The sequence below is a fragment of the Streptomyces coeruleorubidus genome (assembly GCF_028885415.1).
Taxonomy (GTDB): Bacteria; Actinomycetota; Actinomycetes; order Streptomycetales; family Streptomycetaceae; genus Streptomyces; species Streptomyces coeruleorubidus_A.
Genome location: NZ_CP118527.1, coordinates 327,565 through 340,645, shown reverse-complemented (window position 1 = coordinate 340,645; position 13,081 = coordinate 327,565). Strand labels below are relative to the sequence as shown.

The window sequence follows — 13,081 nt, the reverse complement described above, 5'->3', positions numbered from 1 at the left end:
TGTCCGATCCGCGCATGACTCTTTTTCGCCGTCGACTGCCTGGAGTCGTCTACGGCGGGGACTACAACCCGGAGCAGTGGCCGAGGGAGGTGTGGCAGGAGGATGTCCGGCTCATGCGAGCCGCAGGCGTGCGGCTCGTGAGCCTGGGCGTCTTCTCCTGGGCCATGCTGGAGCCGGCCGACGGCCGGTTCGACTTCTCATGGCTCGACGAGATCATGGACCTGCTGTGGTCCAACGGCATCCATGTCAACCTCGCGACGCCGAACGCCGCACCACCCCCGTGGCTCGCCACGGACTTTCCCGAAACGCTGTCGGTGGACCGGCAGGGAGTGCGATTCGGTATCGGCAGCCGAGGACACTTCTGCCCCTCCTCCCCGGTCTACCGCGACCGCAGCCGGCGTATCGCCACCAAGCTGGCCGAGCGGTACGGGCAGCATCCCGGCCTGGCCATGTGGCACATCGGCAACGAGTACCACTCCGACTGTTTCTGCGAAACGTGCGACGACCGCTTCCGCGAGTGGCTGAGGCAGCGGTACGGCACGCTGGAGGAACTCAATGACCGGTGGGGCACGGCGTTCTGGAGCCAGCGCTACAGCGACTGGTCCCAGGTGCACCTGCCCGAGCCTGTGCGCGGCTGGGCCAACCCCTCCCGCGAGCTGGACTTCTCCCGCTTCACCTCCGACATCCTGCTGGACCTGGTCACGCAGGAGCGCGACCTGCTCCACGGGATCACCCCGGATGTGCCGGCGACCACCAACTTCTTCCAGTGCCGGCTGACCGACGGCCACAGGTGGGCCGAGGAGCTCGACGTCGTCGCCTTCGACTGCTACCCCGACCCCGGCAAGCCCCACTCGCTCGTCACCGCCGCCTTCCAGTACGACCTCATGCGCTCCCTGCGTGGCGGGCAGCCCTGGATGCTGATGGAACAGGCGGCCGGCGCGGTCAGCCAGTGGAGGACCAACCAGGTCAAACAGCCGGGTCGGATGCGCCTGGGCTCCTACCAGGCCGTCGCGCACGGCTCCGACGCGGTGATGTTCTTCCAGTGGCGCGCCTCACGCCAGGGGCAGGAGAAGTTCCACTCGGCGATGCTCCCGCACGGTGGTGAGAAGACCCGGACGTGGCAGGAGGTCAAGGCGCTCGGCAACGAGCTGCGGAACATCGACGAGATCGCCACGGCGCGAACCAGCGCCCAGGTCGCGATCGTGTGGGACTGGCAGAACTGGTGGGCCGTGGAGGGATGCGCCCACCCGGACAACACCTTCGACTACCGGGACACCGTGGCCCGGCACTACCGCGCCCTGTGGAACAGTCAGGTCGTCGTCGACGTCGTCACCCTCGACGACGACCTGTCGCCCTACCGCGTCCTGGTCATCCCCAACCAGTATCTGATGTCACGTCAGCACAGCGCGGCCGTACGCAGGTTCGTCGAGGACGGCGGCCATCTCCTCGTCTCGTACTTCTCCGGGATCGTCGACGAGGACGACCGGATCGTCGAAGGCGGATATCCCGGTGCCCTGCGCGAGATCATCGGCGCGCACGTCCAGGAATTCTCCCCGCTGCCCGCCGAGGCCACCGTGCCGGTCCAGGCGGCAGCCGGCCACGCCGCGCTGAACGGCTTCTTCGCGATCGCCTCCGTGTGGCAGGACGACCTCGAAACGGAGACCGCCCGCCCGCTCGCCGTCTACCGCACAGGCCATCTCGCCGGCAAAGCCGCGGTGGCCGAGCACGCACTCGGCCAGGGCCGTGCCGTGTACCTCGGCACGCGTCTGGACGACGACGCCCTCGAGGCACTGGTGCGGCACGTGCTGGACGGTGCCGGAGTGCGACCTGTGCACGCCGCACCGCGCGGCGTCGAGGTCACCGAGCGACGGACGGAAACCAGCGCGTACTTGTTCCTGCTGAACCACCGGCAGGACAAGACGACCGTCACCCTCGACCGCTCCGGCACCGACCTGATCACCGGACGCCACATGGAGGCGGGGGAGACGCTCGTCCTCGACGCGGCGGACGTCGCCATCGTGCGCAGTCCCCGGGCCACGTCACAGCACGCCGAGCCGTCGCCGAGCGGCAACTGAACCCCGCACCCGATCCAAGAACCTGAGGACGATGACTGTGCTCCGCAGACCTGTGAGCCAGGCGGCCAGAAAAGAAGAACGTGCCGCCTGGGTCTTCCTTCTGCCGTGGTTCATCGGCATGGCCGGCGTCACGCTCGGCCCGATGATCGCCTCGCTGTACTTCTCGATGACGGACTACAACCTGCTCAGCTCTCCGGAGTGGGTGGGTCTGGAGAACTACAGCCGCATGCTGGACGACCCCCGGTTGCGCAAATCCCTGAGCGTGACCTTCGTCTACGTCGCCGTCAGCGTGCCGTTGCTGCTGGCCGTCGCACTCGCCCTGGCGATGGTCCTCAACCGGGGCATCAAGGGGCTGGCGTTCTACCGGTCCGTCTACTACCTGCCGTCGCTGCTCGGTGCCTCGGTCGCGGTGGGCATCCTGTGGCGACAGGTCTTCGGCACCGATGGTCTGGTGAACAAGTTCCTCGGACTGTTCGGGATCGACGGGCCCGGCTGGATCTCCAACCCCGAGACCGCGCTGTACAGCATCATCGTCCTGCACGTGTGGACCTTCGGCTCCTCGATGGTGATCTTCTTGGCCGGTCTGCGGCAGATCCCCGAGCAGTACTACGAGGCAGCCGCCCTCGACGGCGCCGGCCGCTGGCACCAGTTCTGGCACGTCACCGTGCCCCTGCTCACTCCGATCATCTTCTTCAACCTCGTTCTGCAGGTCATCAACTCCTTCCAGTCGTTCACCCAGGCCTTCGTCGTCAGCGGGGGGACGGGAGGTCCCTCGGACTCGACCCTCTTCTACTCGCTGTACCTGTACCAGGAGGGCTTCGGCCGGCTCCACATGGGATACGCCTCGGCCATGGCGTGGCTCCTCGTGGTGATCGTCGGCCTCCTGACCGCAATCAACTTCTACTTCAGCAAGAGATGGGTGTTCTACGGTGACGGTAAGTGAGATGACACGCCTGAAGGTCGAAGACACTCCTTCACCTGCTCCCGCTCCACGTCGTCGCACGCGGGTGCCTCAAGTGCGCGCGCTCATCAAGCACGCCTTCCTGATCACCGCCGGCCTGGTGATGGTCTACCCGTTGCTGTGGATGATCGCCAGCTCGATCAAACCCGAGGCCCTGATCTTCCGTGAGCCCTCACTGCTGCCCACGGAGACCGACTTCGGTCACTACGCTGATGGCTGGAACGCGCTGGCCCACCCCTTCGGGGTGTACCTGGCGAACTCGGCGATCGTCGTCCTGGGGGCACTGCTCGGCAACCTGCTCAGCTGCTCCATGGCGGCCTATGCCTTCGCCCGGCTGCAGTTCCGCGGTCGAGCGTTCCTCTTCGGCATGATGCTGCTGACCCTCATGGTGCCGATCTACGTACTCATCATTCCGCAGTACGTGATGTTCTCGAAGATCGAATGGGTCAACACCTTCCTCCCGCTGATCGTCCCAAGTTCCTGGCCACGGACGCCTTCTTCATCTTCTTGATGATCCAGTTCTTCCGGAGTCTCCCCACCGAGCTGGACGAGGCGGCCAAGATCGACGGAGCCGGGTACTGGCGTATCTACTTCCGCATCCTGCTGCCGATCTCGTTGCCGGCCCTGGCCACCACCGCGATCTTCACCTTCATCTGGACGTGGAACGACTTCCTGGGCCAGTTGATCTACCTGACGAAGCCCGAGCTGCAGACCGCACCTGTGGCCCTGCGCAACTACGTCGACGCCACCAGCGGAGCTTCATGGGGATCGCTGTTCGCTATGTCCGTCGTCACGCTGATTCCCGTCTTCATCGTCTTCCTCGTCGGCCAGCGCTATCTCGTCAAGGGAATCGCCACCACGGGACTGAAGTAGCCCATGGCTGCAGCTTGACGGCTTCTGGAGGCTCAGCAACGCGGCCATGGCCGAGCGCCTTGCCGGTGGGCTTGGTTGGCGAGCCCCCGGTGGGAGAGCGACGGCGGTGAAGACGGCTCCGTACTCGACTGCTGCCGGCAAGGAGCCGCGCCCGGGCCCGCCGGGAAGCCCGGTTGGCCGGTCGTGTCATGCGCGGCTCGCCACACCGTTTCGGCGATGTCGCTCGCCTTGACGAACGGGCCCGCCGATGAGGGCGTGGCGCGCTGGGCCGACGACCGGGCGCTTGCGCACCGGGACGCCCGGGTACCGCTCGCGCCGACCGGTCAGCGCCTCGTCGAGGACCTGCTCGGCGTGCGCGCGCAGGTGGGTCTCGTCGTAGGTCACGAAGGGTGGATAGGCCGGTCGCAGGAGTCCGGGCTTCCGGACCGGCACGCATGCAGCGCCACGAGTTCCCCGCCGTTCAGGGACACCTCGGCGAAGGCGAAGCGGACGGCTTCTTCGGAGGCGGGCGCGTTGTCGACCGCCAGCAGGACGAAGCCGTCCGGGGCCCGCCGGCCGCGGACCGCCAGCACGGGACAGCGGCCGTGTGCGGCGAGGTGCGCGGACGTCGAGCCGAGCAGCAGGCTGCCGAAGGCGCTCAGACCACGGCTGCCGACCATCACCAGCGAGGCCGTGCGCGAGGCGGTCTCCAGTGCCGTCACGGGCTCGCCCACGGTGGCGTCGCGGGCGATCTCCACGCGTGGTGCCACGTCGCGAGCCCGGCGCTCGGCCGCGGCCAGTGTGCCGTCCAGCAGTTCCGGCACCCCTGCCGCAGCGGGGTTCCGCGGCGGCCCGCCGGGTGGCACATGCAGCGACGGCCATCCGAAGGCGTGTACCAACCGCAGCTCCACGCCGCCCAGTTCGGCCTCGTGCGCCGCGGTCTCCACCGCGTCCAGGCTCGGCAGTGCCACCATGTCCGGCCTGTTGGACCACGCGACCCTGCGCAGCCCCTTGGTTCGGTCACCACGGATTGTGCCCGAGTGAGCTTTTCGACCTGGTCGTGTCCGACGTGAGCGGCACGAAGGGGCCGGACGGCGAGTCGCAACGACCGCACCCACTTCGAAACCTACGGCGCGCAGCGGATCGTCGGCCTCGTCGCCGGAGACGTGCGCCGGCAGAACGTCCCGCTCGCCGCTTATCTCAAGTAGCGCCGACGGGCCCACATCCCCGTGAGTCGGCGCACTGTCCAGGAGCCACGGAGAGGGCGGTCGCATCACGCCGGTTGCCAGATCCGGGCGAGCGTCGCGGTGGTGAGCAACTGCTCGGGGTGCCCCTGTCCTGCCAGGTGACCGTCGCGGAGCAGGAGGCAGGCGTCCGCCGAGCGAGCGGCTTCCAGGTCGTGCGTGGCCTGGACGACGGTCACTCCCTCGGCGACCAGCTCCGTCAGCAGCACCCGATCCGCTCCCTTGCCTCGGGGTCGAGTCCCGTGGTCGATTCGTCCAGCAGCAACAGGTCCGACTCCTGGGCGAGCCCTTGGGCGATCAGGGCGCGCTGCCGCTGCCCGCCGGACAGCTCCCCGAGCTGGCGGGTGGCGAGGTCGGTGATGCCGAGCCGCTCCATGGCCTGGTCCACGGTGGCGCGGTCCTGCCGGGTCAGCCGGCGCCACGGTCCGCGTTCGCCCCAGCGCCCCATCTCCACCGTCTGTCTGACCGTCAGCGGCATGCGTCACCGACGGCGCCGCGCTGCGGGACGAACGCCGGCGGCCGGTCGCCGGCGTGGTGGAGCTCGCCTGACGTGGGTTGGATCACTCCGGCCAGCACTCCGAGCAGGGTTGACTTCCCGCTTCCGTTCGGGCCGACGAGCGCGGTGGTGGCCAACGCCGGTATTCCCGGCCAGTTGATGGAGGACGGGACGGCCCGGGTAACCGGCGGAGAGCTCGGTGAAGCGGACGCGGGACGTCCTGTCCTCGCTTGGGTGAAAGAGGGGGATTCTTTGAACATGATTTTCATTGTAATGTGCACCGCATGGAGTGGTTGACGGGTCCCTTCGAGGTGACCTTTGTGCAACGGGCCCTGTGGGGCGGAATGCTGGTGTCGGCGATCTGTGCGCTGGCCGGTACCTGGGTGGTGCTCAGGGGGATGGCCTTCCTGGGTGACGCCATGTCCCACGGGCTGCTGCCCGGAGTCGCGCTCGCCGCGCTGCTCGGTGGCAACCTGCTGGTCGGTGCGGTGCTGAGCGCGGCCGTCATGACCGCCGGGGTCACCGCCCTCGGCCGCACCCCGAGGCTGTCCCAGGACACCGGCATCGGCCTGCTCTTCGTGGGGATGCTGTCCTCGGCGTCATCATCGTGTCGCGCTCGCAGTCCTTCGCGGTCGACCTGACCGGGTTCCTCTTCGGTGACGTCCTCGCCGTCCGTGAGCAGGACCTGGTGCTGCTGGGCGGGGCACTGCTGCTGGCGCTGGCCGTCTCGGTCCTCGGCCACCGGGCCTTCCTCGCCCTGGCCTTCGACCCGCGCAAGGCCCAAACGCTCGGCCTGCGCCCCCGCCTCGCTCACGCCGTGCTGCTCGGCCTGCTGGCGCTGGCCATCGTCGCCTCCTTCCACATCGTGGGGACACTGCTGGTCCTGGGCCTGCTCATCGCCCCGCCGGCCGCCGCGCTGCCCTGGGCGCGCAGTGTGCGAGGTGTCATGGCCCTCGCGGCGCTGCTCGGCATCACCGCCACCTTCTGCGGCCTGCTGCTGTCCTGGCACCTGAGCACCGCGGCCGGCGCGACCGTCTCGACCCTCGCCGTGAGCCTGTTCTTCGTCTCCCACCTGGCATCCGGTCTCCGCCACCGCCGCCGTGCGCGCCTCGTCGGCGTGCACGCCACGGCAACCGACTGAAAGAACCTGAGGCGATCCCTTTGCTCGTCCGAAGAAACGTCATGCCCTGGGCACCTGCCGCCCTCGTGGCCGTCTTCCTGCTCACCACGAGCTGTGCCGGTCAGAACGACGACGTGTCCGCCCCGAAGACCACCGCCTCGGCCTCCGCTCCGCACGGATACGTAGAAGGGGCACAGGAGAAGGCCGAGCAGCAGTCGCGGCTGCTGCTCAACGACCCGGGGACCGGAGACACCCGGGTACTCGACCTGATCACCGGCAAGGTGCACGAGGCGGCCCGGACGGCGGGCACCACCGGACTCACCACGGACGGCCGGTTCGGCTACTTCCACACCTCAGGCGGCACGCACGTCCTCGACGGCGGCGCCTGGACGGTGGATCACGGCGACCACGTCCACTACTACCGTGCGGCGATACGCGACCTGGGCCGGCTGCCCGGAGGTCCTGGTACTCGCGTCCGCAGCGACGCCGCCGTGATCACGGTGACCGACGAGGACGGCCGCGCCAGGATCCACCGTCGGGCCGAACCGGAGAAGGGCAAGGCCGGCTCGCCGCGCGCGCTTCCCGGGACACACGCGGGAGTTGTCGTGCCGTACGCGGAGCACCTGCTCAGCCTCACGGACAACGGACGGGAAGCCGCGAAGCTCGCGGTGTACGACCGCGAGGGCAAGCGCGTCGCGTCGCCGGACGCGGCGTGCGAGGACCCGCGGGGCGACGCCGTCACCCGGCGCGGGGTCGTCCTGGGCTGCGCCGACGGTGCCCTGCTCGTCCGTGAGGCCGACGGCGCGTTCACGGCCCAGAGGATCCCGTACGGCGAGGACGTTCCCGAGGGGGAACGGGCCACGGCCTTCCGGCACCGGCCCGGCAGCGACACGCTCACGGCGCCGGCCGGTGACCGGGCCGTGTGGGTCCTGGACGTCACCGAGCGCACGTGGACACGGGTGAGGTCCGGTCCCGTCGTCTCCGCCAACACCGCGGGAGAGGGCTCCGTCCTGATCGTCCTGGAAACCGATGGTTCGCTCCACGGCTACGACATCGCCACCGGCAAGCAGGTCTCCCGGACGAAGCCGCTTGTGACGGATGCCTCCGCCGAAAGTACTGACGGGACCAGGGGACCGGTCATCGAGGTCGACCGCAGCCGCGCCTACCTCAACGATCCCAAAGGCAAACGCGTGTACGAGATCGACTACAACGACAACCTGCGCGTCGCGCGCGCCTTCGACCTGGACATCGAGCCGGCCCTGATGGTGGAGACGGGACGATGACGAGAAGAACACGAGGATCGCGACGGCTGCGCACCCTGCTGTCGGCCCTGCTCGCCCTTTTCCTGGCCGGTGCGGCGACTGCCTGCACGAGCGGCGACGATCAGCCCCGGGTCGTGGTGACGACCAACATCCTGGGCGACATCACCCGGGAGATCGTCGGCGACGAGGCCGGCGTCACCGTGCTGATGAAGCCGAACGCCGACCCGCACTCCTTCGGCCTGTCGGCCGTGCAGGCCGCCGAACTGGAGCGTGCGGACCTCGTGGTGTTCAACGGGCTGGGCCTGGAGGAGAACGTACTGCGGCACGTGGAGGCCGCCCGCGAGACAGGGGTGGCCACCTTCGAGGCCGGCAAGGCGGTGGACCCCCTCACCTTCCAGGCGCATGACGACGGAGGGCCCGAGGAGGCCGGCCAGCCCGACCCGCACTTCTGGACCGACCCGGACCGCGTGCGCAAGGCCGTCGGCCTGATCGCCGACCAGGTGGTCGAGCACGTGGACGGCGTCGACGAGAAGGCCATCCGCGACAACGCCGACCGCTACGACGGCCAACTCGCCGACCTCACCACCTGGATGGAGAAGTCCTTCGGCCGCGTCCCCGAACAGCGGCGCGCGTTGGTGACCAACCACCACGTCTTCGGCTACCTCGCCGAACGCTTCGGCTTCCGGGTGGTCGGCGCGGTGATCCCGAGCGGTACGACGCTGGCCTCGCCCAGCTCCTCCGACCTGCGCTCGCTCACCGAGGCCATGCGCACGGCAGGCGTACGTACGGTTTTCGCCGACTCCTCCCAGCCCAAGCGGCTGGCCGAGGTCCTGCGCACGGAGATGGGCGGCCGGACGCGTGTCGTCGAGCTCTACTCCGAATCCCTGACCGAGAAGGGCAAGGGCGCCGGCACCTACCTGCAGATGATGCGCGCCAACACCACCGCCATGACCGACGGCCTGACCGGCGCCTGAAACCGCCCCTTCACCTCGCCCCGGCCGACCGGCCATCCACCAGCAGCACCCGCACCCGACGCCGCGCCCGCGCGGCCGGAAAGGAACACCCCGGTGAACAAGTCGACACGCAACAGAGCCTTCACGGGCACGGCCCTCGCCCTGGCGGCCTCCGCCGTCCTAACCGCCTGCGGAGGAGAGGACAGCTCCGCCACCGACACCAAGGCCAAGAACGCCCCGGGCACCAAGGCCGTTGCGGTCGAGGACCCGCTGGTCGCCACGTTCGACGGCGGGCTGTACGTCCTGGACGGCCAGAGCCTGAAGCTGGCCAACACGATCGCACTGCCGGGCTTCAACCGCCTCAACCCAGCCGGCGACGACGACCACGTCATCGTCTCCACCGACTCCGGCTTCCGCGTCCTGAACGCCGCCCAACAGGCCTTCACCGGCGTCGAGTACAAGGGCGCCAAGCCCGGACACGTCGTACGGCACGCCGGCAAGACGGTCCTGTTCACCGACGGCACCGGCGAGGTCGAGGTCTTCGACCCCGACGACCTCGCGGGCGGCAAGAAGCCGCAAGGCCGCAGCTACACCTCCGCCGAGCCGCACCACGGCGTCGCCATCGAACTCGGCAACGGCGAACTCCTCAGCACCCTCGGCACCGAGGAGAAGCGCACCGGTGCCCTCGTCCTGGACAAGAACAACAAGGAGATCAAGCGCAACGAGAACTGCCCCGGCGTCCACGGCGAGGCCGCGGCCAAGGGCGAGGCCGTCGCCGTCGGCTGCGAGGACGGCGTCCTGATCTACAAGGACGGCAAGTTCACCAAGGTCGACGCCCCCGACGACTACGGTCGCATCGGCAACCAGAGTGGCAGCGACGCGTCGCCCATCCTCCTGGGCGACTACAAGACCGACCCGGAGGCCGAACTGGAGCGGCCGACCCGCATCTCCCTCATCGACACCGAGACCGGGAAACTGCGGCTGGTCGACCTGGGCACCAGCTACTCCTTCCGCTCGCTCGGCCGTGGACCCCGGGGCGAGGCACTTCTCCTGGGCACGAACGGCACCCTCCATGTCATCGATCCGGAAACGGGCAAGGTGGACAAGAAGATCCCCGTCGTGGGCGAGTGGCAGGAGCCGCTGGACTGGCAGCAGCCCCGGCCCACCCTCTTCGTCCGCGACAACATCGCGTACGTCTCCGAGCCGGGCAAGCGCAAGCTGCACGCCATCGACATCGAAACGGGCAGGAAGGTCACGTCCGTGACCCTGCCGAAGAGCACCAACGAACTGTCCGGTGTCGTCGCCGGCCACTGAACCTGGTCCTCACGCCGGCCAGGCCTCGTCCCACTGGTCCAGCAGGGTGTCGGCCGTAACTGCGTCGGCGTCGGAAGCCGGGCCGTGGAGCGATTGCTCCGTCCAGATCACCTTGCCGCGGGCCGTGTAGCGGGTGCCCCACCGCCGGGAGAACTGGGCGACGAGGAACAGCCCTCGTCCGCCCTCGTCGGTCGTCGCCGCCCGACGCAGGTGCGGCGAGGTGCTGCTGCCGTCGGCGACCTCGCAGATCAGACTGTCGCGGTCGTGCAGCATCCGCAGCCGAATCGGCCCGGTGCCGTAGCGGATGGCGTTGGTGACCAACTCGCTGATCACCAACTCGGTGGTGAAGGCCATCTCGTCCAGCCCCCAGGCTCCGAGCCGACGCGTGACGTCCGCCCGGATCCCGGCGACGGCCGCGGGATCGCCCGGCACGTTCCATTCGGCGACCTGGGAGGTATCGAGAAGGTGGGTACGGGCGACGAGCAGGGCGATGTCGTCGCCCGGGCGGGCCGGAAGCAGGGTGTCGAAGACGTCCCGGCAGGTCTCCTCCGGGGTCCGGCCCGGGCGTGCCAGGGCATCGCGCAGCGCTTCCAGGCCGATGTCGATGCCCCGCTCCCGGTCCTCGATCAGGCCATCGGTGTACAGGACCAGCCTGGACCCCGCGGGCAGGGTGACCTCGGCGGTTTCGAAGGGCTCCCCGCCGCCCAGCCCGAGCGGTGGGGCGCCCGGCACCCGCAGGTACTCCACGGTGCCGTCGGGGTGCACCAGGGCCGGCTCCGGATGCCCGGACCGGGCCAGCGAGCACTGCCCGGAGGACGGGTCGTAGACCGCGTAGAGGCAGGTGGCTCCCGTGACGCCCTTGTCGTCCCGCTCAGCGCTCTCCTCGCCGTCGATCCGGGCGACCAGCTCGTCCAGGTGGCCGAGGAGCTCGTCCGGAGACAGGTCCAGGGCGGAGAAGGTGTGCACCGCCGCGCGCAGCTGGCCCATGGTGGCAGCGGCGTGGAGGCCGTGCCCGACCACGTCGCCGACCACCAGTGCGACCCGGGCGCCGGGCAGGGGGATGACGTCGAACCAGTCGCCGCCGACTCCGTCCAGAGCGGGCAGGTAGCGGTGGGCGACGTCCACGGCCGAGTGGTCGGGCAGGGAGCCGGGCAGCAGACTGCGCTGGAGCGTCTCGGCCAGGGCGTGCTCGCGGGTGTAGCGGCGGGCGTTGTCGACGGCCACCGCGGCCCGGGCGGCCAGCTCCTCGGCGAAGGCCAGATCCTCCTCCTCGAAGGGCGGGTTCTCCGAGCGCCAGAAGCTCGCCATGCCCAGCACGACGCCGCGGGCCTGGAGCGGCACGGTGATCAGGGAGTGGAAACCGTGGTCCGGCACGCGCCGGGCGCGGTCGGGGCCCTGGGCGGCCATCCACTCTCCGGAGGCGGGCAGGCCGGCCTCCAGGACGGCGCGGCCCCGCTCGGCGCCGACGGTCATGGGCGAGGTCGGAACAGAGCGGATCAGCTCCCCTACGGGGTGGAGGTTCCGGGCACCCTCGACGCCGTGCACCGCCGCGCGGCGCATCTCGGAGCCGGGCCCGGCCGGCTCCTCACCCCGCAGGACCGGGTCCAGCAGGTCGACGGTGGCGGCGTCGGCGAACCGGGGGACCGCCACCTCGGTCAGCTCCTGCGCGGTGCTCGTCACATCCAGCGTGGTGCCGATCCGCACCCCCGCCTCGTACAGCAGCCGCAGCCGCTCCCGGGCCACCTCCGCCCGGCCCGTCAAGGCCCGCAGCTCCGTGGTGTCGCGCAGCGTGACCACGCTGCCCGCCGGGTCGCCGTCGGGGTCGACCGGCCGCATGTTGACCGCCAGCAGCCGGTCGCCGGCCAGGTGCACCTCGTCGGTGGCCACCCGGCCCGATCCCAGCAGCCGGGCGGTACCCGCCTCCAGGCCCAGGTCGGTGACACGGCGTTCCTCGGCGTCCGCGGGCAGATCCAGCAGCCGCCGCGCCTCGTCGTTGGCCAGCAGGAGCCGTCCGTCACCTCCGATGATCAGCACCCCTTCCCGCACGGCGTGCAGCACCGCGTCGTGATGCTCGTACATGCGGGTCATCTCGGACGGGTCCAGGCCGTGGGTCTGCCGCCGCAACCGCCGGGAGACCAGCGCCGTCCCGGCCGCCGAGACCACCAGCGCGCCGCCGGCGAAACCGAGCAACTGCGGCAGTTGGCCCTGCACCACCTCGTCCACGCTGTCGACCGTGATGCCGGCCGACACAAAGCCGACGATGGTCTTCCCGCCGGTGTCGTGGACGGGGACCGTCGAGTCCACGGAGAGGCCGAGACTGCCCTCGAAGGTCTGGGTGAAGGGTCTGTCGGCCGCGGCGCCTTCGCGAAGCGCGAAAACGTGCTTTCCGATCAGCGCCGGGTCCGGATGGGTCCAGCGGAAGCCGTTCGGATCGAACGCGACGACGTAGTCGACCCCGGACTCCTCACGGGCTTCCTCCGCACGCGGTTGCATCAGCGCACGAGGGCTGTCGGACTTCATGGCCTCCAGCGTCCCCGGGGCGTGCGCGAAGGCCTGGGCGACTCCGAAGGCCAGCTGCCGGGCCTCCTGCATGCTCGCGTTCCGGGCCTGGAACACCAGGGCAACGCCCGCGGCCGCGGCGAACAGGACCATGATCGCCAGCTGCAGCAGGAACACCTGGCCCGCGACACTGCGTACCCGAGGCAGCGCGGTCGAGCGCGGGCCGCTGTACGGGCGGAACCGAGACACCGAGAGCCGACCAGAACGAGTGGCCATATCCCTTTTCCTATCTTTCACGGCTCCAT

10 protein-coding genes and 2 pseudogenes are annotated in these 13,081 nt (G+C 69.7%); 8 read left to right on the top strand and 4 right to left on the bottom strand.

Annotation, left to right across the window (positions count from 1 at the left end):
- Nucleotides 1–14: 14 nt before the first annotated feature.
- From PV963_RS01745 to PV963_RS43440, 4 genes are read left to right on the top strand one after another with little or no spacing between them, the layout of a single operon-like run.
- Entirely contained in the window at nt 15–2,075 is a 2,061-nt protein-coding gene (locus PV963_RS01745; RefSeq protein ID WP_274813829.1) for a beta-galactosidase, read from the top strand.
- Nucleotides 2,076–2,106: 31 nt separating this feature from the next.
- A complete protein-coding gene (locus PV963_RS01740; protein ID WP_274813828.1) occupies nt 2,107–3,018 on the top strand; it encodes a carbohydrate ABC transporter permease in 912 nt (303 codons plus the stop codon).
- Nucleotide 3,019: 1 nt separating this feature from the next.
- Nucleotides 3,020–3,547 (top strand): carbohydrate ABC transporter permease, encoded by a 528-nt coding sequence (locus PV963_RS43445; protein ID WP_342456349.1) that lies wholly within the window; start codon nt 3,020–3,022, stop codon nt 3,545–3,547.
- A complete protein-coding gene (locus tag PV963_RS43440; RefSeq protein ID WP_342456348.1) occupies nt 3,547–3,909 on the top strand; it encodes a carbohydrate ABC transporter permease in 363 nt (120 codons plus the stop codon). Before PV963_RS43445 ends, PV963_RS43440 begins: the two co-directional genes overlap by 1 nt.
- Before the next feature lie 186 nt (nt 3,910–4,095).
- Here PV963_RS43440 and PV963_RS01730 read toward each other — a convergent pair whose 3' ends face one another.
- From PV963_RS01730 to aztA, 3 genes and pseudogenes are all read right to left on the bottom strand, one after another.
- Complete coding sequence (locus PV963_RS01730; RefSeq protein WP_274813827.1) at nt 4,096–4,293, bottom strand: hypothetical protein; 198 nt, start codon at nt 4,291–4,293, stop codon at nt 4,096–4,098.
- A complete protein-coding gene (locus tag PV963_RS01725) occupies nt 4,290–4,862 on the bottom strand; it encodes a universal stress protein (RefSeq protein ID WP_274813826.1) in 573 nt (190 codons plus the stop codon). The genes PV963_RS01730 and PV963_RS01725 overlap by 4 nt, the downstream gene beginning before the upstream one ends.
- 299 nt (nt 4,863–5,161) lie before the next feature.
- A pseudogene (aztA, locus tag PV963_RS01720) lies at nt 5,162–5,897 on the bottom strand (zinc ABC transporter ATP-binding protein AztA).
- A 15-nt stretch (nt 5,898–5,912) separates the two neighbouring features.
- On the opposite strand from aztA, the pseudogene aztB reads away from it, so the two are divergent.
- The 4 genes and pseudogenes from aztB to aztD all read left to right on the top strand — a co-directional run bounded on the left by aztB (nt 5,913) and on the right by aztD (nt 10,277).
- Nucleotides 5,913–6,769 (top strand): annotated as a pseudogene (gene aztB, locus PV963_RS01715) (zinc ABC transporter permease AztB).
- A gap of 41 nt (nt 6,770–6,810) precedes the next feature.
- Entirely contained in the window at nt 6,811–8,031 is a 1,221-nt protein-coding gene (locus tag PV963_RS01710) for a hypothetical protein (RefSeq protein ID WP_274813825.1), read from the top strand.
- Nucleotides 8,028–8,984 carry a zinc ABC transporter substrate-binding protein AztC gene (aztC, locus tag PV963_RS01705; RefSeq protein ID WP_274813824.1) on the top strand — a complete coding sequence of 319 codons (957 nt, stop codon included), beginning with the start codon at nt 8,028–8,030 and terminating at the stop codon, nt 8,982–8,984. The genes PV963_RS01710 and aztC overlap by 4 nt, the downstream gene beginning before the upstream one ends.
- Before the next feature lie 93 nt (nt 8,985–9,077).
- The gene (gene aztD / locus PV963_RS01700; protein WP_274813823.1) at nt 9,078–10,277 is read left to right on the top strand and encodes a zinc metallochaperone AztD; all 1,200 of its coding nucleotides are present in this window, start codon (nt 9,078–9,080) and stop codon (nt 10,275–10,277) included.
- A gap of 9 nt (nt 10,278–10,286) precedes the next feature.
- On the opposite strand, the gene PV963_RS01695 is transcribed toward aztD, so the two are convergent.
- Nucleotides 10,287–13,052 (bottom strand): SpoIIE family protein phosphatase, encoded by a 2,766-nt coding sequence (locus PV963_RS01695; protein ID WP_425540863.1) that lies wholly within the window; start codon nt 13,050–13,052, stop codon nt 10,287–10,289.
- Nucleotides 13,053–13,081 lie beyond the last annotated feature (29 nt).

Excerpts from the sequence above, each read along its gene's own strand:
- PV963_RS01695 (WP_425540863.1), bottom strand. The coding sequence starts at position 13,052 with ATGGCCACTCGTTCTGGTCGGCTCTCGGTGTCTCGGTTCCGCCCGTAC.
- PV963_RS43440 (WP_342456348.1), top strand. The coding sequence starts at position 3,547 with ATGATCCAGTTCTTCCGGAGTCTCCCCACCGAGCTGGACGAGGCGGCC.
- PV963_RS01740 (WP_274813828.1), top strand. The coding sequence starts at position 2,107 with ATGACTGTGCTCCGCAGACCTGTGAGCCAGGCGGCCAGAAAAGAAGAA.
- PV963_RS01710 (WP_274813825.1), top strand. The coding sequence starts at position 6,811 with ATGCCCTGGGCACCTGCCGCCCTCGTGGCCGTCTTCCTGCTCACCACG.
- PV963_RS01745 (WP_274813829.1), top strand. The coding sequence starts at position 15 with ATGACTCTTTTTCGCCGTCGACTGCCTGGAGTCGTCTACGGCGGGGAC.
- PV963_RS01725 (WP_274813826.1), bottom strand. The coding sequence starts at position 4,862 with ATGGTGGCACTGCCGAGCCTGGACGCGGTGGAGACCGCGGCGCACGAG.
- PV963_RS43445 (WP_342456349.1), top strand. The coding sequence starts at position 3,020 with ATGACACGCCTGAAGGTCGAAGACACTCCTTCACCTGCTCCCGCTCCA.
- aztC (WP_274813824.1), top strand. The coding sequence starts at position 8,028 with ATGACGAGAAGAACACGAGGATCGCGACGGCTGCGCACCCTGCTGTCG.